Genomic DNA, 21,476 nt, shown 5'->3' on the forward strand with positions numbered 1-21,476 from the left:
GCTCTCTGTGAGGGCGATGGAACCGGTTGGACGGTGTACCCACCACCTGCTTAGGGTCACGGTCATGCCCGAGATAACGCTGACCACCCTCGTCCTGCTCTGTCTGGCCGCCGCGGCGGCCGGCTGGATCGACGCGGTGGTGGGAGGCGGCGGGCTCCTCCTCCTGCCCGCCCTGCTGCTGGGGCTCCCGCACGTCCCGGCCGCGCACATCCTCGGCACCAACAAGGCCGTCGCCATCGTCGGCACCTCGGGTGCCGCCGTGACCTACGTACGAAGAGCGCCGGTGCGGGTGGGGACCGCCGTGCGGATCGGGCTCATGGCGCTGGTGGGATCGATGACCGGAGCCTTCTTCGCCGCGGGCATCAGCAGCGACCTCCTGCGCCCGGTGATCATGGTGGTGCTGCTCGCCGTGGCGGCCTTCGTGATGCTGCGGCCGTCCTTCGGCACGGCGGCGGCAGGCGACGGGACGGGCAAGAAGGTCACCCGGGCCCGCACGGTCACCGCGATCGTGCTGGTCGGCGGGGGTATCGGCTTCTACGACGGGCTGTTCGGCCCCGGGACGGGCACGTTTCTCGTGCTGGCACTGACCGCCGTGCTCCACCTCGACCTGGTCACCGCCTCCGCCACCGCCAAGATCGTGAACGTCTGCACCAACGCCGGCGCGCTGGCGATGTTCGCCTACCAGGGCACCGTCCTGTGGCAGCTGGCCGCGCTCATGGCCGTATTCAATCTGGCGGGCGGGATGTTCGGGGCGCGGATGGCTCTCCGGAAGGGCAGCGACTTCGTCCGAGGGGTCCTGCTCGTCGTGGTGTTCTCGCTGGTCGCCAAGCTCGGCTTCGACCAGTGGACGGCCTGAACAGCGTCAGCGCACCTCGGTGAGGTGGGCGTACGCCACCACGTTGCCCTGGTAGCCCGTCTCGCGGGTGAAGCCGCCGCCGCAGGTGATCAGCCGCAGCGAGGCGTGCGGAGTGGCGCCGTAGACACGCTTGTCCGGGAACTCGTCGTTCTCGTACACCTCGACCGCGTCGACAGAGAAGACGGCGGTGCGGCCGTCGCCGCGGTCGATCTCGACCCCGGCGCCCTTCTTCACGGACCCGAGCGCGTAGAACACGGACGGCCCCTCCGCGTTGTCGACATGACCGGCCACTATCGCAGTGCCCCTGGCGCCCGGGGGCGTCCCGCCCTCGAACCAGCCCGCGAGGTTGCGGTTCCCGGCGGGCGGTGCGTCGAGGCTGCCGTCGGCCGCCAGTCCGAGACCCGTCATGGGCGCGTCCACGCCGATGCCGGGGATGCGGATCCTGACCGGTTCGGAGGGGCGCAGCGGTTCGGCGACCCGGGTGCCGGCCCGAAGCTCGGGGCCCGCCGCGAAGGCCTCGGCGGTGGACGGCTGGGGGGCGACGGTCCGGATGACCGCGCCGTTGTGGACCAGCCATATGCCGCACAGCGCGGCGACGCCCACCAGCCAGGCCCTCGCTCTCAGCGCCTTCCTGTCCACGTGTCGTCCTTCGCCGGCCGACCTCAGCGACGTGCGCCGTCGGCGCGGCGGTGTCGCATGAGCAGGAGACCGCTGACGGCCGCCGCTCCGACGAGACCGGCGCCCGCGGCGAGCTGGGCGGTGTCGGGGGCGGCGCTGCCGCCGACACCCGTCCCGACGTGCCCGGAAGGCCGGCTGGGGCTGGGGGAGGTCGTGGGCCTGTGCCCCGGGGGCACGGGTGGTTTCGCGGATCCGGGTTCGGTCGCGTGCGGCGGCACGGGGCCGGGTCGGGTCCCCGGGTCCGTGCCGGGCGCGGTCCCCGCGCCGGTCCCGGGCTGCTGGAGCGTTCCGGCCTCTTCGCCGGCCTCGTCCCCGGTCCCGGCCCCGCCGTCCTCCTCCGTCGTCCCCGGCCAGGAGGACCCCGGGACCGCTGCGGGATCCTCGGCCGTCTCCAGGTCTCCGGCCGGGTCGGGGGCGTCGGCCGGCCCCGGATCCCCGGGCTCCGGGCTGTCGAGCGTTCCCAGGTCCCCGGCCGCCGTCCCGCCGCTGTCGCAGAAGGCCGCCGCGTCCGTGTCCTCGGGCTCGCATTCCGCCGAGCCTGGTGCGGCCGTTGCGGCGGCGAGCTCCGGTCTGCCGAGGCTGTCCGCGTGGGCGGACGGGATGGCGAGGCCGAGCGCGGCGGCGGTGAGGGCCGCGGCGGCGGTACCGGTCACGAGGCGGGCGGGGCTGCGCATGGGAATCCTCCGGGCAGACGGATGTGTCCTGCCTTCGAGGTAACGGGCCCCGCCCCTGCGCCGCATGCTGACGCATGGTCAGTTATCACCCGTACGGACCCGGGGGTGCGCCTGTATGTCCGGCCCGGCGCAGGTCGCGGCGGTGGTGGAGGCCGCGCCCCCGTCGGGTGCCGATCGGGTGAGTCCACCCTCCAGGCAAGTGTGACGTAGGTCACAAGAATGGGTTCCCGTCGGCCGGGAACACGGTCTTTACCCCCCCACGGGACGGCAGCCCCCCGTCGGCCCCACGGCAGCCGCCCTCACCGGCCCATCCCCCCCTGGGACCGGTGAGGGCGGTGGCCTGTCTCCGCGGCTCAGGCTCTCCGAGGGCCGCTCCCGTCCGTCGCGGACCAATCGATGTCCGGCGGGCGCACGCGGGCGCACCGCGGCTGTCCTCTGCCGTCGGTCAGACGCAGGCGCGCGGTGAGGTGCCCCGTCCGGGAGGCGGCCTCCAGGACCTCCGGGTCGATGTCACTCATCATCAGTTTGGCCCGGCGGAACATGGTGAAGACGCCGGAGCCGTCCACCGTGCCCCAGGACAGATAGACGAAGCGCCCCCCGAGCCGGTTCTGGATGTACGGCCCAGAGACCTCGACGCCCTCCACGGTGGGCACGGCGGTGCAGTCCAGGGTCCAGGAGGCGCGCGCCGCGTCACCGGGATGCAGGCCGAGCAGCTCGCCGGGGCGGTCCTTGCACTGCACGCCGACGTGGATGTTGTCGAAACCGGCGAAGTCGGTGTCGGGACCACAGGTGCGGCCCGGGAGGTCCGATGCTTCGATATGGATCTGCATGCCCCCATGGTCCCGCATGCCGAGAAGCTCAGACGGTTCCGCGCGGGGCGTCCTCGTAGACCCGGCCGAGCAGCTTCATCAAGCCCTCGTCGACGTCGAAGGGCCGGTCGTCGATCCGGTGGACCGGTGCGATGCCCTGCGAGTTGGTGACGAACGCCGCCCGGTACGCGCCCAGCCCGTCCAGCGTCACACCGCGCCGTACCGAGGGCCGGTCCGTCCGCGCGAGTCCGCTCTCCAGCAGCGCCATGGTGATGCCCGTCAGTGCCGGGGCGTCCGGCCAGACGACCGAAGCGCCGTCCCAGAAGCCGATGTTGGTGATCGACCCTTCGGTCACCATGCCGCCGGGCGAGGTCAGCAGCGCCTCGTCGAAGCCCGCTCGCCGGGCCTGCTGTCCGTAATGGATCTGGCAGAACTCGCCGGGGCGCTTGATGTGCGGCAGGGAGCGCGCGAAGGGGACCGACATCAGGCTCTGCGGTGCGCCGTCCGCACGGGCCGGCTCCCGTACCGTCACCATCGTCACCGTCTCCGTGGTGCCCGGCGGCAGGAACCCGTGCACCCGGACCGACGCGTCACGCACCCCGGCGCCGTCGAGCGCGTGCCCGATCAGTCCGCGTACGAGCCCGCCGTCCAGTGGCAGTCCGAACAGCTCCCGGTTCGCGGAGTCCAGCCGGTCCAGATGCAGGTCGAGGCCGCGCACCGTGCGGTCCCTGACCTGCATCGCGGTGAAGTGGCCGTAGCCGGCGAAGGCCGGGATCCGCAGATCCTCCGCGGTTGCGGGGCGGCCGTCGAACTCGATGTAGAGGTCCGGTATCGAAGTCGTCATGACCTCCAGCGTAGATCTCGCGATGCGGCACTTGACCTCAATCATGGTTGAGGTGTGAGTCTGCGGTACATGGACTTCAACACAGCTGTTCCCGATCCGTCCGACGCCCCGCTGAAGGTGGCCGTCATCCTCGGCAGCAACCGCGAGGGCCGCTTCGGCCCCGTCGTCGCCGAATGGTTCCTCGGGCGGGCGGCCGGCCACCCGGACATCGAGACCGAGCTGATCGATGTCGCCGAGACCGAGCCGCCTGCCACCGGGGCCGCCGAGGTGGCCCCGCTGCTGGCACAGGCGGACGCCTTCGTCGTGCTGACCCCCGAGTACAACCACTCCTACCCGGCCCCGCTGAAGAACCTCATCGACCGGCACTTCGCCGAATGGCAGGCCAAGCCCGTCGCGTTCGTGTCGTACGGCGGAATCTCCGGCGGGCTGCGGGCCGTCGAACACCTGCGCCAGGTCTTCGCCGAACTGCATGCCGTCTCCATCCGCGACACCGTGTCCTTGCACAACGCGGGTGCGCTCTTCGACGACCGGGGTGTGCCCAAGGACCCGGACCAGACCGACGGGGCGGCCAAGAAGATGCTCGACCAGCTGGTCTGGTGGGGCCATGCGCTGCGCGAGGCCAGGACCCGGCACCCGTACGGCGGCTGACGCGGCGAAGCCCGACAATCGAGGGGCCGCACGGACGCCGAGAACGAGGAGACCAGGATGACCGAGCCCGCATGGCTGACCGTGATGACCACGACGGACAGCGAGGAGAAGGCCCGCACCCTGGCCCGGGGCGCGGTGGAGGCACGACTCGCCGCCTGCGCCCAGATCTCGGCGCCCGTCACCTCCGTCTACCGATGGCAGGACGCCGTCGAGACAGCCGAGGAGTGGCAGGTGCTGTTCAAGACGACGGCCGGGCGCTACGACGAGCTGGAGGCCCATCTCGTCGCGGCGCACGACTACGCGACGCCCGAGATCATCGCGACGCCCGTCGTGCGCGGCAGCGACCGCTACCTGGCCTGGGTGTCGGCGGAGACGGCGCCCGTCGCGACGCTGTGACAGACGTCCGGCTGTTCCGGCTCCGGCTCAGCCGGCGGCTTCCACCCGCACGGCGCACACCTTGAACTCCGGCATCCGCGACACCGGGTCCAGCGCCGGGTTCGTCAGGGAGTTGGCCCGGCCCTCGCCCGGCCAGTGGAACGGCATGAACACGGTGTCCTGCCGGATCGCCACGGTGATCCGCGCCGGTGCCACCGCACGCCCCCGCCGCGAGGTGACCGCGACCTCCTCGCCCTCGGCCACCCCGATCCGCTCGGCGAGCCGGGGATGCAGCTCCACGAACGGGCCGGGCGCGGCGGCGTTCAGCTCGGCCACCCGGCGGGTCTGCGCCCCCGACTGGTACTGGGACACGACCCGCCCGGTGGTCAGCACCACCGGGTACTCGGCGTCCGTCTCCTCCGCAGCGGCCCGGTGCGTGACAGGGACGAACCGGGCGCGGCCGTCGTCCGTCGCGAACCGCTCCAGGAACAGCCGCGGCGTCCCGGCGTGCTGCTCGTCCGGGCAGGGCCAGAAGACCCCGTCCTCCGCCGCGATCCGGGCGTAGGTGATTCCCGCGTAGTCGGCCGGACCGCCCGCCGACGCCCGGCGCAGCTCCTCGAAGACCTCCTCCGGATCGGCCGGGAATCCCTTACCGTGCCCCAGGGCCCCGGCCAGCGCGTGAAGCACCTCCAGGTCGCTGCGCACCCCCTCCGGCGGGGTGACCGCACGCTGTCGCAGCAGCACCCGCCCCTCCAGGCTGGTCGTCGTCCCGCTCTCCTCCGCCCACTGCGTCACCGGCAGCACCACATCGGCCAGCGCCGCCGTCTCCGAGAGCACCACATCGGCGACCGCCAGGAAGTCCAGCGACTTGAGCCGCTCCTCGATGTGCCCGGCGTTCGGTGCCGACACGACCGGGTTGGACCCCATGACCAGCAACGACCGCACATCCTGCCCCAGCGCGTCCAGCAGCTCGTACGCACTGCGCCCAGGACCCGGCAGCGTGTCGGGGTCGACGCCCCACACCCGCGCCACATGGCGGCGCGCCGCCGGGTCCGTGAGCTTGCGGTAACCAGGCAGCTGGTCGGCCTTCTGGCCGTGCTCCCGGCCGCCCTGACCGTTGCCCTGCCCGGTCAGGCAGCCGTAGCCGGACAGCGGACGGCCCGCCCGGCCGGTGGCCAGACAGAAGTTGATCCACGCCCCCACGGTGTCCGTGCCCTTGGACTGCTGCTCGGGCCCCCGCGCGGTCAGCACCATCCCGCTCTCCGCCCCGCAGAACATCTCCACGGCCTCGCGCAGCTGCGGCACCGGCACCCCGGTGAGGCGCTCCACCAGTTCCGGCCAGTGCGCCATCGCACCCGCCCTGGCCTCGTCCCAGCCGTTCGTCCGGGTGCGGACGAACTCCTCGTCCACCCGTCCCTCCGCCACGACCAGATGCAGCATGCCGAGCGCGAGGGCGAGGTCGGTGCCCGGCCGGGGTGCCAGGTGCAGATCGGCCTGCTCGGCGGTCCTGGTCCGGCGCGGGTCGATGACGATCAGCCGGCCGCCGTTCTCCCGCAGCTCGGTCAGATAGCGCAGCGCGGGCGGCATCGTCTCCGCGAGGTTCGAGCCGACCAGGATCACGCACCCGGTCCGCGGGATGTCCTCCAGCGGGAACGGCAGCCCACGGTCGAGGCCGAAGGCCCGCTGGTGCGCGGCTGCCGCCGACGACATGCAGAAACGGCCGTTGTAGTCGATCTGCGAGGTGCCGAGCACCACCCGGGCGAACTTCCCGAGGGCGTACGCCTTCTCGTTGGTGAGCCCGCCCCCGCCGAACACCCCCACGGCGTCGGCGCCATGCTCCGCCCGGGTCCCGCGCAGCCCGTCCGCGATCCTCTCCAGCGCCTCGTCCCAGCTCGCCGGCGCCAGCTCACCGCCCTCGTCGCGCACGAGGGGCCCCGCCAGCCGCACCCCCGCGGCGAGCAGGGCGGGAGCCGTGCGCCCCTTGCCGCACAGCGCTCCCCGGTTGACGGGGAACTCCGTACGCTCCACGACCTCGACCACCCCGCCGTCGGTGACCGGTCGCAGCTTCATCCCGCACTGGAGCGCGCAGTACGGGCAGTGGGTGGACGTCTCGGTGGCCATACCCCCAGCGTGCGAGGCCGGTATTACGAGTACCGGTGCGTCCGGTTACGCCCCCGGTACGCCCGCCTCAGCCCGCCCCGCCCGGCGCCGTGAGGTCACCCGCCAGAGCCTCCGTCACCCCTGGCTCCCGCGGGCCCAGGAAGTGCGGATCCGGCTCGAACACGGCGTCGATGAGCGCCTTTCCCGCCGCGAACACCTCCCGTGTCCCGCCGTAGTACCAGGTCACATCGTGTACGTCGTCGACGGCCACCCCGTACGCGTCGATCCCGGCCGAGCGGCACAGGGCGATCGCCCGCCGTATGTGGAAGCCCTGGCTCACCAGGACGGCCCGGTCGACCCCGAATATCCTCTTGGCCCGGACACAGGAGTCCCAGGTGTCGAAACCCGCGTAGTCGCTGACGATCCGGCCGTCCGGCACCCCGCGACCGGCGAGGTACGTGCGCATGGCGTCCGGCTCGTCGTACTCCACGCGGCTGTTGTCCCCGGTGACCAGCACGACCCGGACCTTGCCCGTCCTGTACAGCTCGGCGGCGGCGTCGAGCCGGTGCGCGAGATACGGCGACGGACGGCCCTCCCACAGCCCCGCCCCGAACACCACGGCGACCTCCCGCGCCGGGGCGTCGGCCGTCGTCCGAACCCGGGCGTCGGCCGTGGTGTGCAGCCAGGTCGCGGGCGCCAGCGCCACCGCGCAGACGACCATCAGCGCCTGCACCAGCCGCCGCTGCCCCCGCCGTGTCCTCGGCAGCCGTGGCCGCGCGGCGGCGAGCCCTCGCAGGGCCCCGCGCCCCGCCGCACGGAGCCCTCCCGGTGTCCTCAGCCGCATGCCCGCGCCCCCCGCGCTCGTACCGGATCCCTCAAGGGGAAGGACGAGCGACGAGGGCGAAAGGTTCGCGGCCGATCCTTGATTCACACTCCGGTGTGAACACGCGCTGACACCCAGGGCCCCCGCCCTGTGAGGCAGAGGCAAACACCCGTCACCGGTGCGAAACGGCACGGCAACGTCCGCCCGGCACCATCGGTCCATGACGGAGCCGGCATCGGAACACCCCCGTGAGTCCCTGCCCCTCGACAGCACGGCGCAACTTCTGACCCGCATCACCTCCCAGCTCGGAACCCAGCTCAGCCTCGTCTCCCTGAACGGAACCCGCAGGCCCATGTACCGCATCCGGAGATCCGCCCCCACCCTGGTCGCCGTCGCACACGGCAGCCGGGACCCGCAGGCCCTGCGCACCGTCCTGGAGCTCCTGGACCGGGTACGGGAGCTCCGGCCCGGCCTCGACGTCAGGCTCGGCCACATCGAGCTGAACGAGCCCCTGCTGCCGGACACACTGGACGGCATCGGGCGGGGCGACGCCGTGCTCGTACCGCTGCTGCTCGGCCGTGGCCACCACGTCCGGCACGACCTGCCCCTCGCCGCGGCGGCCGCCGGCCACCTCCGGACCCGTGTGGCGGCCCCCCTGGGACCGCACCCGCTGCTCGTCGAGACCCTGTACGAGCGTCTCCTGGAGGCCGGCTGGCGGGACGAGGACGGTAAGGACCGCGCCGCCGCCGTCGTGCTCGCCGCCGCCGGGTCGCGCGACCCCGACTCCGACGTCGACGCGCGCCGTACCGCCGCCATGCTCAGCGACCGCCTCGGCGGGGTGCCCGTCGTGCCCGCGTACGCCTCGGCGGCGACCCCCGACGTACCCACCGCACTGCGCGCACTCGCCGACCGCGGCCGCCGGCGCGTGGCACTCGCGTCGTACTTCACTGCCCCCGGCCGTTTCGCGACCGTCTCGGCCGCCGCCGCCCCGGGCATCGCCGCCGCACCGCTCGGCGCGCACCCCGCGATGGCACGCCTCCTGCTCCACCGCTACGACCAGGCCCTGACCGGCACCGCGCCCGCCCACGCACCCCTGGCGCCCCCGCGGCTCCTCGCCACCGCCTGACCCTCCCTGTCAGCCCGTCCGTCTAATCTCGGGAACATGGACGGTACGCACGACCCCAGGCACACGCCCTACGGCGCCGCTGACACCGAGCGGTGGGACACCGAGCCCGACAAACGGCCCGGACGTACGGCCTTCCAGCGCGACCGCGCCCGGGTGCTCCACTCCGCCGCCCTGCGCAGGCTCGCCGGCAAGACCCAGGTCGTCACGCCGGGCACCCGCGGCCTGGCCTGGGACGCCAGCCCCCGTACCCGGCTCACCCACTCCCTGGAGTGTGCCCAGGTCGGCCGGGAGCTCGGTGACGCGCTCGGCTGCGACCCCGATCTCGTCGAGACGGCCTGTCTCTCCCACGACATGGGCCACCCGCCCTTCGGCCACAACGGCGAACAGGCGCTCAACGACTTCGCGTCGGACTGCGGCGGCTTCGAGGGCAACGCCCAGTCGCTGCGCCTGCTGACCCGCCTCGAACCCAAGCGCTTCGTCCGCGACCCCCGCAGCGGGGAGCTCGTCAGCGTCGGACTCAACCTGACCCGGGCCGCCCTGGACGCCGCCACGAAGTACCCCTGGCCCCGGGGCGCGCACCCCACCGACCCCGGCTCACCGAAATTCGGGGTGTACGAGGACGACCTGCCGGTCTTCGCCTGGGTTCGCGAGGGCGCCCCGCAGGACGGCAGATGCTTCGAGGCCCAGGTCATGGACTGGTCCGACGACGTCGCCTACTCGGTGCACGACTTTGAGGACGGACTGCACGCAGGACACATCGACGCCGGCTGCCTCTTCTCCGAGCCGGAGCGCGAGGAGATCTGGGGTGTGGCCATCGGACGGTACGTCCCGGCGGACACCGCCCCCCAGGAGCTCGCCGACGCCCTCGACCGGCTCACCGCCCAGGAGTGGTGGCCGCGAGGCTACGACGGCACCGCGGTCGCCCAGGCCCGGCTGAAGAACACCACGAGCCAGCTCATCGGCAGGTTCTGCCTCGCCGCCGAGGCCGCGACCCACGCCGCGTACGGGCCGGGACGGCTCGGGAGATACGGCGCCGAGCTGATCGTCCCGCGTGAGGTGCGCAACGAGTGCGCCGTGCTCAAGGCCGTCGCGGACCGTTACGTCATGCAGCGGGCCGAGCAGGAGGTCATCCGCGCAGACCAGCGGATCGTCATCGCCGAGCTCGCCGCCGCGCTCACCGCCCGCGCGCCCGAAGGGCTCGAGCCGCAGTTCCGGGCCCTGCACGCGGCGGCCCCCGACGACCGGGCCCGCAAGAGGGTCCTCGTCGACCAGATCGCCGCACTGACGGACGCATCCGCGCGGTCCCTCCACGGGAGTCTCACAGGCGTTGGGCAGACTGGACCATGACCGGGCCACATGCCGGCGGCGGTGACCCGGCCGGGGTACACCCTCTTTCGCCATCACGCTGCGTGCGGGACGCTCGCAGGTGGCGGCGCCGCGCAGCACAGTACCGAGGAGGCATCAAGTGGTCGACGCACATCGGACGTTCGTCATCATCGGCGGAGGGCTGGCAGGAGCGAAGGCGGCCGAGACACTCCGGGCGGAGGGCTTCAGCGGCCGGGTGATCCTCATCGGCGACGAGCGCGACCATCCGTACGAGCGGCCTCCCCTGTCCAAGGGATACCTGCTGGGCAAGGAGGAGCGGGACTCCGTCTTCGTCCACGGGACCGCCTGGTACGCGGGCGCCGACATCGAGCTCCACCTCGGCCAGGTCGTCACCTCCATCGACCGGTCCGGCCGGTCCGTGCAGCTCGGCGACAACACGGTCGTCCACTACGACAAGCTGCTGCTCGCCACCGGCGCCGAGCCCCGCCGTCTCGACATCCCGGGCACCGGCCTGGTCGGCGTGCACCACCTGCGCCGCATCGCCCACTCCGACCGGCTGCGCAACGTCCTCGCCGCCCTCGGCCGTGACAACGGCCACCTGGTGATCGCCGGATCCGGCTGGATCGGCCTCGAGATCGCCGCGGCGGCCCGGGGGTACGGCGCCGAGGTCACCGTCGTCGCCCCCTCGCCGACCCCGCTGCACCACGTCGTCGGCCCGGAGGTCGGCCAGATCTTCACCGATCTGCACGCCGAGCACGGGGTCCGTTTCCACTTCGGCGCCCGCCTCACCGAGATCACCGGAGAGGACGGCCTGGTCCTCGCCGCCCGCACCGACGACGGCGAGGAGCACCCCGCCCACGACGTGCTCGCCGCGATCGGCGCGGCGCCGCGCACCTCGCTCGCCGAGGCCGCCGGGCTCGACATGGCGGGCCGGTCCGAGGGCGGCGGTGTCGTCGTCGACGCCTCCCTGCGCACCTCCGACCCGCACATCTACGCCGCCGGGGACATCGCGTCCGTGGACCATCCGCTCTTCGGGGGCCGGCTGCGCGTGGAGCACTGGGCGAACGCCCTGAACAGCGGCCCGGCCGCAGCGAAGGCCATGCTCGGCCAGGACGTGTCGTACGACCGGGTGCCGTACTTCTTCTCCGACCAGTACGACCTCGGTCTCGAGTACTCCGGCTGGGCGCCGCCCGGCTCGTACGACCAGGTCGTCATCCGGGGCGACGCCGGCAAGCGCGAGTTCATCGCCTTCTGGCTGAAGGACCGCCGGGTCCTCGCCGGGATGAACGTCAATGTGTGGGACGTCACCGAGAGCATCCAGAAGCTGATCAGGGCCGCCCGGCCGGTCGACCCGGACACCCTGGGCGACCCCTCGGTGCCCCTGGACTCCCTGCTCTGACCGGTGGCCCGGCCGTCCGGGGCCGGCCGGCGCCCGGGGGGGGCCCCCCGCTGCCGGCCGGTCCCGGACGACCGGCCCCACCCGTAGACTTCACGCGTGGCAGGCAGGATCAATGACGACGACGTGAAGGCGGTCCGGGACGCGGTCCCGATCGACGCCGTCGTGTCCGAATACCTTCAACTGCGCAACGCGGGCGGCGGAAACCTCAAGGGGCTCTGCCCCTTCCACGACGAGAAGTCCCCCTCCTTCCAGGTGAGCCCGGGCAAGGGCCTGTTCCACTGCTTCGGCTGCCAGGAGGGCGGCGACACGATCGCCTTCGTGATGAAGATCGATCACCTCACCTTCTCCGAGACGGTCGAGCGCCTCGCCGGTCAGGCCGGCATCACCCTGCGGTACGAGGAGGGCGGCTACAACCCCTCCCACCAGCGCGGAGAGCGCATCCGCCTGGTCGAGGCCCACAAGATCGCCGCCGATTTCTACCGAGAGCAGCTGAACGGACCGGAGGCGGAGGTCGGCCGGGCGTTCCTCGCCGCACGCGGCTTCGACCAGGACGCGGCGGCCCACTTCGGTGTCGGCTACAGCCCCGCGGGCTGGGACCACCTCACCCGCTATCTGCGTGGCAAGGGCTTCAGCGACAAGGAGATCATCAGCTCCGGCCTCTCCCAGGACGGCCGCCGCGGCCCCATCGACCGCTTCCGCGGCCGGCTGATGTGGCCGATCAGCGACACCTCCGGCGAGATCGTCGGCTTCGGCGCGCGCAAGCTCCGCGACGACGACAACGGCCCGAAGTACCTCAACACCCCCGAGACCTCGATCTACAAGAAGTCCCAGGTGCTGTACGGCATCGACCTGGCCAAGAAGGACATCGCGAAGTCCAGCCGGGCCGTCGTGGTCGAGGGCTACACCGACGTGATGGCCTGCCACCTCGCGGGGATCACCACGGCCATCGCCACCTGCGGGACGGCGTTCGGCGGCGACCACATCAAGATCCTCCGACGGCTCCTGATGGACAACGGCAGCGCCCGGGTCATCTTCACCTTCGACGGTGACGCGGCAGGCCAGAAGGCAGCCCTGCGCGCCTTCGAGGACGACCAGAAGTTCGCCGCCGAGACGTACATCGCGATCGCCCCGGACAACATGGACCCGTGCGACCTGCGGCTCGCCAAGGGTGACGACGCCGTCCGCGACCTGGTCGAGCCCCGCACCCCGCTCTTCGAGTTCGCTCTCCGCCAGATCGTCGGCCGGTACGACCTGGAGACCCCGGCCGGCCGCGCCGCCGCCCTGGACGAGGCGGCGCCCGTCGTCGCCAAGATCAAGACGAGCAGCGTGCAGCGAGAGGTGGCCGTCCAGCTCGCGGGCTTCGTGGGCATCCTCGACCAGGAATTCGTCGTACACCGGGTCAACCAGCTCGCCCAGTGGGCCCGAGGGCGGGGGGACAAGCGAGGGCCCGCGCGGGCCCCCGCGGGCACCGGCGCGCAGCACCAGAGCCAGGCACCCGTCGTCCCGTCCGGCCCCGCGCTCAATCTCCGCAGCCCCGCCCACCGCACGGAGCGCGAGCTCCTCAAGCTCGCTCTGCAGAGGCCCGCCCTGGTCTCCCCGGCTTTCGACGCCTACGGCATCGACGAGTTCACCGCCCCGCCGTACGCCGCGGTGCGCCAGTGCATCGCGGAGGCGGGCGGCGCGGAGCTGGGTGTCGCCGAGACCCGCGAGTACCTCGTCCAGGTGCTCGACGCGACCCCCAACGACTCGGTGCGCAAGCTCGTCACCGAGCTCGCGGTCGAGGTCTTCCACGGCAAGTCCATCGACGAGTCGTACGCGGGCCATCACCTGGTCAAGGTCCGGCTGCGCGCCGTCGACCGCAGGATCGACGACGTCCAGGGCAGTCTCGCCCGCCTCGGCAGCAATGTCGCCCCTGACCATCTGGCCGCCGCGCAGAACGAGGTGTGGGTCCTCCAGCAGTACGCCCAGTCGCTGCGGAGCCACGGCGCCGACGCCCTCTGACCCGGGTCGGCGCCCGAGGGCGTCCCGTGGTTGCCCTCCGGACACAAAAAGTCACCGCACGCCCCTCGTGGCAGCGATGTGTCGTACCCCACACTGGGTGGCGGTTCCTGAGTCGTCGGAGCGCGGCCGGTCCGCCCAGGGCGGACCTCCACCCCCGCGGTCCGGCAGCGATCACCTGGAGGTCGCCCCCGTGCAGACCCGGACCGTGCCGCCCACGACCGAGCATGTCCCGGCGATTCCCGCGCAGAACCGGGTCACACGTCACCCGGAGACGGCGGGCACGCCCGAACCGGTGCTGGAGGAACCGGTGGAGCCTCCCGAGCCATCCGCGCCGCGGAGCCGCCCGGAGGCCGGCGGCCCGACATCCGACCTCTTCCGCCAGTACTTGCGCGAGATCGGGCGGATACCGCTGCTCAGCGCCGCCGAGGAGGTCGACCTCGCCCGCCGCGTCGAGGCGGGACTCTTCGCCGAGGAACGGCTCGCCTCCACCGCCGACCCCGACTCCCGGCTCGCCCTCGACCTGGACCGGCTCGTGGTCATGGGGCGGATGGCGAAACGCCGGCTCATCGAGGCCAACCTCCGCCTCGTGGTCTCCGTGGCCAAGCGTTACGTGGGCCGGGGCCTGACCATGCTCGACCTGGTGCAGGAGGGGAACCTCGGACTGATCAGGGCGGTCGAGAAGTTCGACTACGCACGGGGCTACAAGTTCTCGACGTACGCGACCTGGTGGATCCGCCAGGCCATGTCCCGTGCGCTGGCCGACCAGGCCAGGACCATAAGGGTCCCGGTGCATGTCGTCGAGCTGATCAACCGGGTCGTACGCGTCCAGCGCCGCATGCTCCAGGAGCGCGGCTACGAGCCCACCGCCGAAGAGGTCGCGGCCCAGCTCGACCTGACGCCCGAGCGCGTCGTCGAGGTCCGGCGCCTCGCCCAGGAGCCCGTGTCCCTGCACGCACCCGTCGGTGAGGAGGACGACGTCGCCTTCGGTGACCTCATCGAGGACGGCGACGCCGCCTCACCCGTGGAGACCGCGGCCTTCCTCCTGCTGCGCGAACACCTGGAGGTGGTGCTCTCCACCCTCGGGGAGCGGGAGAGGAAGGTCGTCCAGCTCCGCTACGGGCTGGATGACGGGCGGCCCCGCACGCTCGAGGAGATCGGAAGGATCTTCGGCGTGACACGCGAACGCATCCGCCAGATCGAGTCCAAGACGCTCGACAAGCTGCGGGACCACGCCTTCGCCGACCAGCTCCGCGGCTATCTGGACTGAGCAGCGGGCGCGGCGGCTCGCCGGACTCCCTACGAGCCGCCGCCCTTCCGCTTCTCCGCCGCCGCGCCCAGCAGGGCGCCGACCGATACGCCCAGGGCCATCCCGACGCCGACGCCCAGCGCCAGATCGCCGGTCAGCGCACCGAACGCCGCGCCGAGACCCGCACCCACGCCGATGCCGAGCGCGACACCCGTCCCGCGACCGGCGCCGGCCCTCCAGCCCTCCTCGTGCTCTGCCATCCCCGCCCCCCGTTTCCACTCGCACCGCTGCCGGACGGAACCGTCAGTCGACCTCGGCCAGCGCCTCCGCGAACTGCGCGGCGTACAGGCGGGCGTACGCCCCCTCGGCCGCCAGCAGCCCGTCGTGCGTGCCCTGTTCGACGATCGAGCCGTTCTCCATCACCAGGATCACATCCGCGTCCCGGATCGTGGAGAGCCGGTGAGCGATCACGAAGCTCGTACGGCCGTGGGCCAGCCGCGCCATCGCCTTCTGGATCAGCACCTCGGTACGGGTGTCCACCGAGCTGGTGGCCTCGTCGAGCACCAGGATCACCGGGTCGGACAGGAACGCCCGCGCGATGGTGATCAGCTGCTTCTCGCCCGCGCTGACCCCGGACCCCTCGTCGTCGATCACAGTGTCGTAACCGTCGGGCAGCGTACGGACGAAACGGTCGGCGTGGGCCGCCCGCGCGGCCTCCTCGATCTCCTCCCGGGTGACCTCGCGCGAGGCGCCGTAGGCGATGTTCTCCGCGATCGTGCCGCCGAACAGCCAGGTGTCCTGGAGCACCATGCCTATGCCCGAACGGAGTTCGTCGCGCGACATCTTCGCCGCGTCGACTCCGTCGAGGGTGATCCGGCCGCCCGTCACCTCGTAGAACCGCATCAGCAGGTTGACCAGCGTCGTCTTGCCGGCGCCGGTCGGTCCGACGATCGCGACCGTGTGACCGGGCTCCACGCTCAGCGAGAGATCCTCGATGAGCGGCTTCTCCGGGGCGTACCGGAAGGACACGTTCTCCAGCGAGACGCTGCCGCGCAGCTCCTTCGGGCGCTCCGCCGGATCCGGGTCGGGCGCCTGCTCCTCGGCGTCCAGCAGGCCGAAGACCCGCTCCGCGGACGCGATGCCCGACTGCACCAGGTTCGCCATCGACGCGACCTGCGTCAGCGGCATCGAGAACTGCCGTGAGTACTGGATGAACGCCTGCACGTCACCGATCGACAGGGCGCCCGACGCGACCCGCAGCCCTCCGACGACCGCGACCAGCACATAGTTCAGGTTCGACACGAACATCATCAGCGGCTGCATGATCCCGCTGTTGAACTGGGCCTTGAAGCCCGCCTCGTACAGTGCGTCGTTCTGCTCGGCGAAGTCCTTGGCGGACTCCTCCTGCCGTCCGAACACCTTCACCAGGTTGTGGCCGGTGTACATCTCCTCGATGTGGGCGTTGAGCTTGCCCGTCACCTTCCACTGCGCCACGAAGTGCGGCTGCGAGCGCTTGCCTACCCGCGCCGCGACGAACACCGACAGCGGGATCGTCACCAGCGCGACCAGGGCGAGCAGCGGTGAGATCCAGAACATCATGATCAGCACACCGACGATGGTCAGCACGGAGTTGATGAGCTGGCCCATCGTCTGCTGCATCGTCTGCGAGATGTTGTCGATGTCGTTCGTCGCCCGGCTCAGCACCTCACCGCGCTGCTGCCGGTCGAAATAGGAGAGCGGGAGCCGCGCCAGCTTGGTCTGCAGGTCCTCGCGCAGCTGGAAGACGACCCGGTTGATCACCCGGATCGACAGCCGGCTCGAGACCAGCATCAGCAGCCCCGCGCCGACGTACACGACCAGTGCCGCCAGCAGGACCTGGCCCACCGCACCGAAGTCGATTCCCTCGCCGGGCGTGAAGTCCACCCCGCCCAGCATGTCGGCGAGCCCGCCGTTGCCCTGCTCGCGCAGGCCGTCCACGGCCTGCTCCTTCGTCGTGCCGTCCGGCATCTGCCGTCCGACGACACCCGCGAAGATCAGGTCCGTGGCCCCGCCCAGGATCTTGGGCCCCACCACGGAGAACGCCACGCTCAGCGTTCCGGCGCCGAGCATCAGATACAGCGAGGACTTCTCCTTGCTGAACCGTCTCAGGAGCCGCTTCCCGGACCCCTTGAAGTCCATGGACCGCTCGGTGGGTCCGGCCATCATCCGTCCGCCCGGTCCTGCCATCAGGCGGCCTCCGCTTCCGTCAGCTGGGAGAGCACGATCTCCCGGTAGGTTTCATTGCCGTCCATCAGCTCGTGATGGCTGCCGGACCCGACGACCCGGCCCTCGTCCAGCACCAGGATGCGGTCGGCGTCACGGATGGTGGACACCCGCTGCGCGACGATCACCACGGTCGCCTCCGCCGTCTCGCGGGACAGCGCACCGCGCAGCGCGGCGTCCGTCGCGTAGTCCAGGGCCGAGAACGAGTCGTCGAAGAGATAGATCTCCGGCTGCTGCACCAGCGTCCGCGCGATCGCGAGCCGCTGCCGCTGGCCACCGGAGACATTGGTGCCGCCCTGAGCGATCGGCGCGTCGAGCCCGTGTTCCAGCTGCTCCACGAAGTCCTTCGCCTGCGCCACCTCCAGCGCGTGCCACAGCTCCTCGTCGGTCGCGTCCGGATTGCCGTAGCGCAGATTCGTCGCCACCGTCCCCGAGAACAGGTAGGGCTTCTGCGGGACCAGGCTCACGGTCTTCGCCAGCAGGACCGGATCCAGCGTCCGTACGTCCGTACCGTCGACGAGCACATCGCCGTCCGTCGCGTCGAACAGCCGCGGTACGAGCCCGAGCAGCGTGGACTTCCCGCTGCCCGTCGACCCGATGATCGCGGTCGTCTCCCCGGGCCTCGCCACGAGATCGACCGAGCGCAGCACCGGCTCCTCGGCGCCCGGGAAGCGGAACTCCGCGCCCCGTATCTCCAGATGGCCGTGCTTGAGCAGCTTGGTGACCGGCGCGGTGGGCGGCACCACGCTCGACTCCGTCTCCAGCACCTCCTGGATGCGCTCGGCGCAGACCTCGGCGCGCGGCACCATGATGAACATGAAGGTGGCCATCATCACCGACATGACGATCTGCATCAGATACGCCAGGAACGCGGTCAGCGCCCCGATCTGCATCCCGCCGCTGTCGATGCGGTGCGCCCCGAACCAGACCACGGCGATCGACGACAGGTTCACCACGGTCATCACCGTCGGGAACATGAGGGCCATCAGCCGCCCCGTCGACACCGCGACGTCCGTCAGCTCCGTGTTGGCGCCGCGGAAGCGTTTTTCCTCGTAGTCGTCACGGATGAAGGCGCGGATGACGCGGTTGCCGGTGATCTGCTCGCGCAGCACGCGGTTCACCGTGTCCAGCCGCACCTGCATCGTGCGGAACAGGGGACGCATCCTCCGCACGATGAGACTCACCGAGATGCCGAGCACCGGCAGCACGGCCAGCAGCACCGCCGACAGCGGGACATCCTGGCCGAGCGCCATGATGACGCCGCCGACACACATGATGGGCGCCGACACCATCAGCGTGAACGCCATCAGGACGAGCATCTGGACCTGCTGCACGTCGTTGGTCGTACGGGTGATCAGCGAAGGAGCCCCGAACCGCCCCACCTCACGGGCGGAGAACGACTGCACCCGGTCGAATATCGACGCCCGCACGTCGCGCCCCAGGGCGGAGGCCGTCCGGGCGCCGTAGTAGACGGCCCCGATGTTGCAGACGATCTGGATGACGCTGACGGCGATCATCACGCCGCCGAATTCCAGGATGTAACCCGTGTCGCCCGTCACGACACCGTTGTCAATGATGTCGGCGTTGAGACTGGGCAGATAGAGGCTTGCGCAGGTCTGCAGGAGCTGGAGCAGCACCAACAGCACGATCGGACGTCTGTACGGACCCAGATAGGTCCGCAGGAGTTTTATGAGCACGCGAGTCTCTCGGAGTCGGCGAAGTGCAGAGGCCGGTCCATACTCCGGCACCCCGGACCCCGACTGCCAACGCTTTTATCCAAGTCCCGGTCAAATTCCGGGACGGCGCTCCTCAGACGGTTCCGCCGAACGCACCGGGGTGGATCTGGTCCCGGGTCGCCCCGTACTGCTGGCGTACCGCACGGCCCACGGCGAGCTCCTCACCCGGCTCCAGCACCTGCGCCGCCGCACCTTGCCAGGCCGGCGGAGTACGCGGGTCGAGCGTCCCCTGCGAGACCCCGAGAGCCCACGCCGCCTGCCGGGCTGCGCCCAGCGCCGCGTACTCGGCGGGCTGCGGCACGACGGCCTGGGTGCCGAGCACGGCGGGCGCCAGCGCCTGTACGGCGGGGAGTTCGGCGGCGGCGCCCAGCAGGAACACCCGCCGCACCTCCACACCCCTGTCCCGCAGCACGTCCAGGGCGTCGGCCAGCGAGCAGAGCATCCCCTCGAAGGCGGCCCGCGCCAGGTGTTCGGGCTTCATCGACTCGCGCCGCAGCCCGCTCAGTGTTCCCGCGGTGTGCGGCAGGTCCGGGGTGCGCTCACCCTCCAGATAGGGGAGCAGGACGAGTCCCGAGGCGCCGGGCGTCGACTTCAGCGCCAGCGCGGACAGCTCGTCGAGACTGTCCAGGCCCAGCATCTCGGCGGTGCCGCGCAGCGCGCGCACCGCGTTCGACGTGTGGACCACAGGCAGATGCATCCCCGTCGCGTCGGCGAAGGAGGTGATCATCCCCGTGGGGTCGGCCAGCGCCTCGTGGTGCACGGCCATCACCGATCCCGAGGCCCCCAGCGACACGACGGCGTCCCCGACGGCGACACCCAGCCCGAAGGCGGCGGCCATGGTCTCGCCGGTGCCCGCCGAGATCAGCAGCCCCTCCGGAGTCGTCCCGGCGGCGTCGGCCGGGCCGAGGACCTCGGGCAGCACGGCCTGATGGCCGAGCGCGAGCTCCACGAGATCGGGTCGGTAGGACTCGGAGCCGGCCGACCAGTAACCGGTGCCGGACGCGGCGCCGCGGTCAGTCGTCCGGCGCGCGGGCCGGCCGAGGAGCTGCCACACCAGCCAGTCGTGCGGCTGCAGGACGGCGGCGACGCGCTGGGCGTTCTCCGGCTCCGCCCGCACCAGCCAGCGCAGTTTCGCCACGGGCTGCGCGGCCTGAGGCACGGCACCCACGGCCTCGGCCCAGGGCTGCCGCCCTCCGAGCCCGTCGACCAGATCGGCCGCGGCGGCCTGCGCGCGCCGGTCGTTTCCGAGCAGCGCCGGCCGTACGAGATTGCCCTGGCGGTCGAGCGGCACCAGACCGTGCTGCTGCGCGGAGACACCGATGGCCTGCACGCCTTCGAGCAGCCCTCCGGAGGCCGCCTCACCGAGTGAGAGCAGCCACGCCTGCGGATCCACCTCGGAGGCCTTGGCCTCGATGGGATGCGCGGCGTACCCCTGCCGCAGCACCGCACCGGTGTCCGTGTCGCAGACGACGATGTGCGTGAAGGCGGATGAACTGTCCAAGCCGGCCACTATGCCCATGGACACGATTCTGCCGCACTGCCGGACTGTTCCGTACCGGGCGGTGCCCGGTACGGAACGGGACTCAGGTGTTCGTCGTGCCCCAGTCGTCGCTGCCGGCGTGGCCGTTGCGCTCCCGCAGCGAGCGCACCCGGTCGGAGACGGACACGGGGACCTTGTCCCCGACCTTCTCGCTCACCGAGTGGTAGGCCTTGCCGGCGAAGTCCCGGCCGCCGTGCGCGGCGGACTCCGCCGCGTTCCGTACGGCGGGGTTCTCGGCCAGCGTCTGCGCGGCCTTCTTCAGCTGCTCGTAACGCTCGCGCCCGGCTCGCGTGCCGAGCACGTAACCGAGCGCCACTCCGGCGATGAACGTGAGCCGGTACCGCATGGCTGCCACCCTTCCTTCGCTCCGTCTTCGCTCCGTGCGACGTGTGCTGCCCGCCTACCCGCACACACCGAGATCACCCCGGGAGATACCGATTGGCGGAGCACCCCCCTGCTTGCGCTAATGTATGTGTCGCAGCGAACGCGCGCCGCTCGGCAGCCGCCAGGCAGGTACGATTCGAGGCAACGCAGCAATCCCCTGTAGCTCAATTGGCAGAGCAGCCGGCTGTTAACCGGCAGGTTACTGGTTCGAGTCCAGTCGGGGGAGCGCGATCCCCTGTAGCTCAATTGGCAGAGCATTCGGCTGTTAACCGGAGGGTTACTGGTTCGAGTCCAGTCGGGGGAGCGGTACGGAAGAGGGCCCTTCGGGGTCCTTTTTCGCGTGCCCGCACGGACCGGTCCGTGACTCTTTCGGGGGGATTCCGCACCGCCCGGAACCGGGCAGCACGCAGCGAAGTCTTCATGGTCATGCGAAGCCGACCATCCGGAGCAGGAGATCGTATGACCGGCTATGCTGCGGCAGAAGGCGCGCACACTTGTACGCGCCACGCCGAGACGGGGCGGTAGCTCAGCCGGTTAGAGCAGCGGACTCATAATCCGTCGGCCGTGGGTTCGAGTCCCACCCGCCCCACTCCAGCAGAAACGTCGTGACCTGCAGAAACGCCCGTTTGGGCGCGCGTCGGGCAAGCGG

At 71.5% G+C, this 21,476-nt stretch carries 19 protein-coding genes and 3 tRNA genes; 11 read left to right on the top strand and 11 right to left on the bottom strand.

Annotated features, from left to right (window positions below; genetic code table 11):
* Window positions 1–64: 64 nt before the first annotated feature.
* Window positions 65–856, top strand: coding sequence for a sulfite exporter TauE/SafE family protein (locus ACIREO_RS04830; RefSeq protein ID WP_404105053.1), 792 nt, complete (start codon window positions 65–67; stop codon window positions 854–856).
* Window positions 857–862: 6 nt separating this feature from the next.
* Here the strand turns inward: ACIREO_RS04830 and ACIREO_RS04835 are convergent, their stop codons facing one another.
* The 4 genes from ACIREO_RS04835 to ACIREO_RS04850 form a co-directional block, all read right to left on the bottom strand.
* On the bottom strand, window positions 863–1,495 hold the full coding sequence (locus tag ACIREO_RS04835) for a class F sortase (RefSeq protein WP_404105056.1): 633 nt from the start codon (window positions 1,493–1,495) through the stop codon (window positions 863–865).
* A 23-nt stretch (window positions 1,496–1,518) separates the two neighbouring features.
* Window positions 1,519–2,208 (bottom strand): hypothetical protein, encoded by a 690-nt coding sequence (locus ACIREO_RS04840; protein WP_404105059.1) that lies wholly within the window; start codon window positions 2,206–2,208, stop codon window positions 1,519–1,521.
* 353 nt (window positions 2,209–2,561) lie between these two features.
* Window positions 2,562–3,038: a DUF5990 family protein gene (locus tag ACIREO_RS04845; RefSeq protein ID WP_404105062.1), complete on the bottom strand. Its 477-nt coding sequence runs from the start codon at window positions 3,036–3,038 to the stop codon at window positions 2,562–2,564.
* Window positions 3,039–3,066: 28 nt separating this feature from the next.
* Window positions 3,067–3,861 carry an aminotransferase class IV gene (locus ACIREO_RS04850; RefSeq protein WP_404105065.1) on the bottom strand — a complete coding sequence of 265 codons (795 nt, stop codon included), beginning with the start codon at window positions 3,859–3,861 and terminating at the stop codon, window positions 3,067–3,069.
* A gap of 69 nt (window positions 3,862–3,930) precedes the next feature.
* Between ACIREO_RS04850 and ACIREO_RS04855 the strand changes: the two genes are divergently transcribed.
* A complete protein-coding gene (locus ACIREO_RS04855) occupies window positions 3,931–4,509 on the top strand; it encodes an NADPH-dependent FMN reductase (RefSeq protein WP_404105068.1) in 579 nt (192 codons plus the stop codon).
* 57 nt (window positions 4,510–4,566) lie between these two features.
* Entirely contained in the window at window positions 4,567–4,905 is a 339-nt protein-coding gene (cutA, locus tag ACIREO_RS04860) for a divalent-cation tolerance protein CutA (protein WP_404105071.1), read from the top strand.
* A gap of 27 nt (window positions 4,906–4,932) precedes the next feature.
* Here the strand turns inward: cutA and ACIREO_RS04865 are convergent, their stop codons facing one another.
* Both ACIREO_RS04865 and ACIREO_RS04870 read right to left on the bottom strand, forming a co-directional pair.
* A complete protein-coding gene (locus ACIREO_RS04865; RefSeq protein WP_404105074.1) occupies window positions 4,933–7,005 on the bottom strand; it encodes a molybdopterin oxidoreductase family protein in 2,073 nt (690 codons plus the stop codon).
* A gap of 67 nt (window positions 7,006–7,072) precedes the next feature.
* The gene (locus tag ACIREO_RS04870) at window positions 7,073–7,828 is read right to left on the bottom strand and encodes a vancomycin high temperature exclusion protein (protein ID WP_404105077.1); all 756 of its coding nucleotides are present in this window, start codon (window positions 7,826–7,828) and stop codon (window positions 7,073–7,075) included.
* Between the two features lie 199 nt (window positions 7,829–8,027).
* On the opposite strand from ACIREO_RS04870, the gene ACIREO_RS04875 reads away from it, so the two are divergent.
* The 5 genes from ACIREO_RS04875 (at window position 8,028) to ACIREO_RS04895 (ending at window position 14,926) form a co-directional block, all read left to right on the top strand.
* A complete protein-coding gene (locus ACIREO_RS04875; RefSeq protein ID WP_404105080.1) occupies window positions 8,028–8,933 on the top strand; it encodes a sirohydrochlorin chelatase in 906 nt (301 codons plus the stop codon).
* 36 nt (window positions 8,934–8,969) lie between these two features.
* On the top strand, window positions 8,970–10,280 hold the full coding sequence (locus ACIREO_RS04880; RefSeq protein ID WP_404105083.1) for a deoxyguanosinetriphosphate triphosphohydrolase: 1,311 nt from the start codon (window positions 8,970–8,972) through the stop codon (window positions 10,278–10,280).
* A gap of 118 nt (window positions 10,281–10,398) precedes the next feature.
* Window positions 10,399–11,658 (top strand): NAD(P)/FAD-dependent oxidoreductase, encoded by a 1,260-nt coding sequence (locus ACIREO_RS04885; protein ID WP_404105086.1) that lies wholly within the window; start codon window positions 10,399–10,401, stop codon window positions 11,656–11,658.
* Between the two features lie 96 nt (window positions 11,659–11,754).
* Window positions 11,755–13,659: a DNA primase gene (gene dnaG, locus ACIREO_RS04890; RefSeq protein ID WP_404105089.1), complete on the top strand. Its 1,905-nt coding sequence runs from the start codon at window positions 11,755–11,757 to the stop codon at window positions 13,657–13,659.
* A 190-nt stretch (window positions 13,660–13,849) separates the two neighbouring features.
* Window positions 13,850–14,926: an RNA polymerase sigma factor gene (locus ACIREO_RS04895; RefSeq protein WP_404105092.1), complete on the top strand. Its 1,077-nt coding sequence runs from the start codon at window positions 13,850–13,852 to the stop codon at window positions 14,924–14,926.
* A gap of 29 nt (window positions 14,927–14,955) precedes the next feature.
* Here the strand turns inward: ACIREO_RS04895 and ACIREO_RS04900 are convergent, their stop codons facing one another.
* The 5 genes from ACIREO_RS04900 to ACIREO_RS04920 form a co-directional block, all read right to left on the bottom strand.
* Window positions 14,956–15,165, bottom strand: coding sequence for a hypothetical protein (locus ACIREO_RS04900; protein ID WP_404105095.1), 210 nt, complete (start codon window positions 15,163–15,165; stop codon window positions 14,956–14,958).
* 43 nt (window positions 15,166–15,208) lie between these two features.
* The gene (locus ACIREO_RS04905) at window positions 15,209–17,131 is read right to left on the bottom strand and encodes an ABC transporter ATP-binding protein (protein WP_404105098.1); all 1,923 of its coding nucleotides are present in this window, start codon (window positions 17,129–17,131) and stop codon (window positions 15,209–15,211) included.
* Entirely contained in the window at window positions 17,131–18,864 is a 1,734-nt protein-coding gene (locus ACIREO_RS04910; RefSeq protein WP_404105101.1) for an ABC transporter ATP-binding protein, read from the bottom strand. The genes ACIREO_RS04905 and ACIREO_RS04910 overlap by 1 nt, the downstream gene beginning before the upstream one ends.
* A 112-nt stretch (window positions 18,865–18,976) precedes the next feature.
* Window positions 18,977–20,422 carry an FGGY family carbohydrate kinase gene (locus ACIREO_RS04915; RefSeq protein ID WP_404105104.1) on the bottom strand — a complete coding sequence of 482 codons (1,446 nt, stop codon included), beginning with the start codon at window positions 20,420–20,422 and terminating at the stop codon, window positions 18,977–18,979.
* A 64-nt stretch (window positions 20,423–20,486) separates the two neighbouring features.
* Complete coding sequence (locus ACIREO_RS04920) at window positions 20,487–20,789, bottom strand: YtxH domain-containing protein (protein WP_404105107.1); 303 nt, start codon at window positions 20,787–20,789, stop codon at window positions 20,487–20,489.
* A gap of 191 nt (window positions 20,790–20,980) precedes the next feature.
* On the opposite strand from ACIREO_RS04920, the gene ACIREO_RS04925 reads away from it, so the two are divergent.
* From ACIREO_RS04925 to ACIREO_RS04935, 3 genes are all read left to right on the top strand, one after another.
* Window positions 20,981–21,053: transfer RNA gene (locus ACIREO_RS04925), tRNA-Asn, on the top strand.
* 5 nt (window positions 21,054–21,058) lie between these two features.
* A tRNA-Asn gene (locus ACIREO_RS04930) sits at window positions 21,059–21,131 on the top strand.
* A gap of 211 nt (window positions 21,132–21,342) precedes the next feature.
* Window positions 21,343–21,416 (top strand) — tRNA-Ile (locus ACIREO_RS04935).
* The last annotated feature ends 60 nt before the right edge of the window (window positions 21,417–21,476 follow it).

Origin of the sequence: Streptomyces sp. NPDC102441, from assembly GCF_044765585.1 — a bacterium.
Classification (GTDB): domain Bacteria; phylum Actinomycetota; class Actinomycetes; order Streptomycetales; family Streptomycetaceae; genus Streptomyces.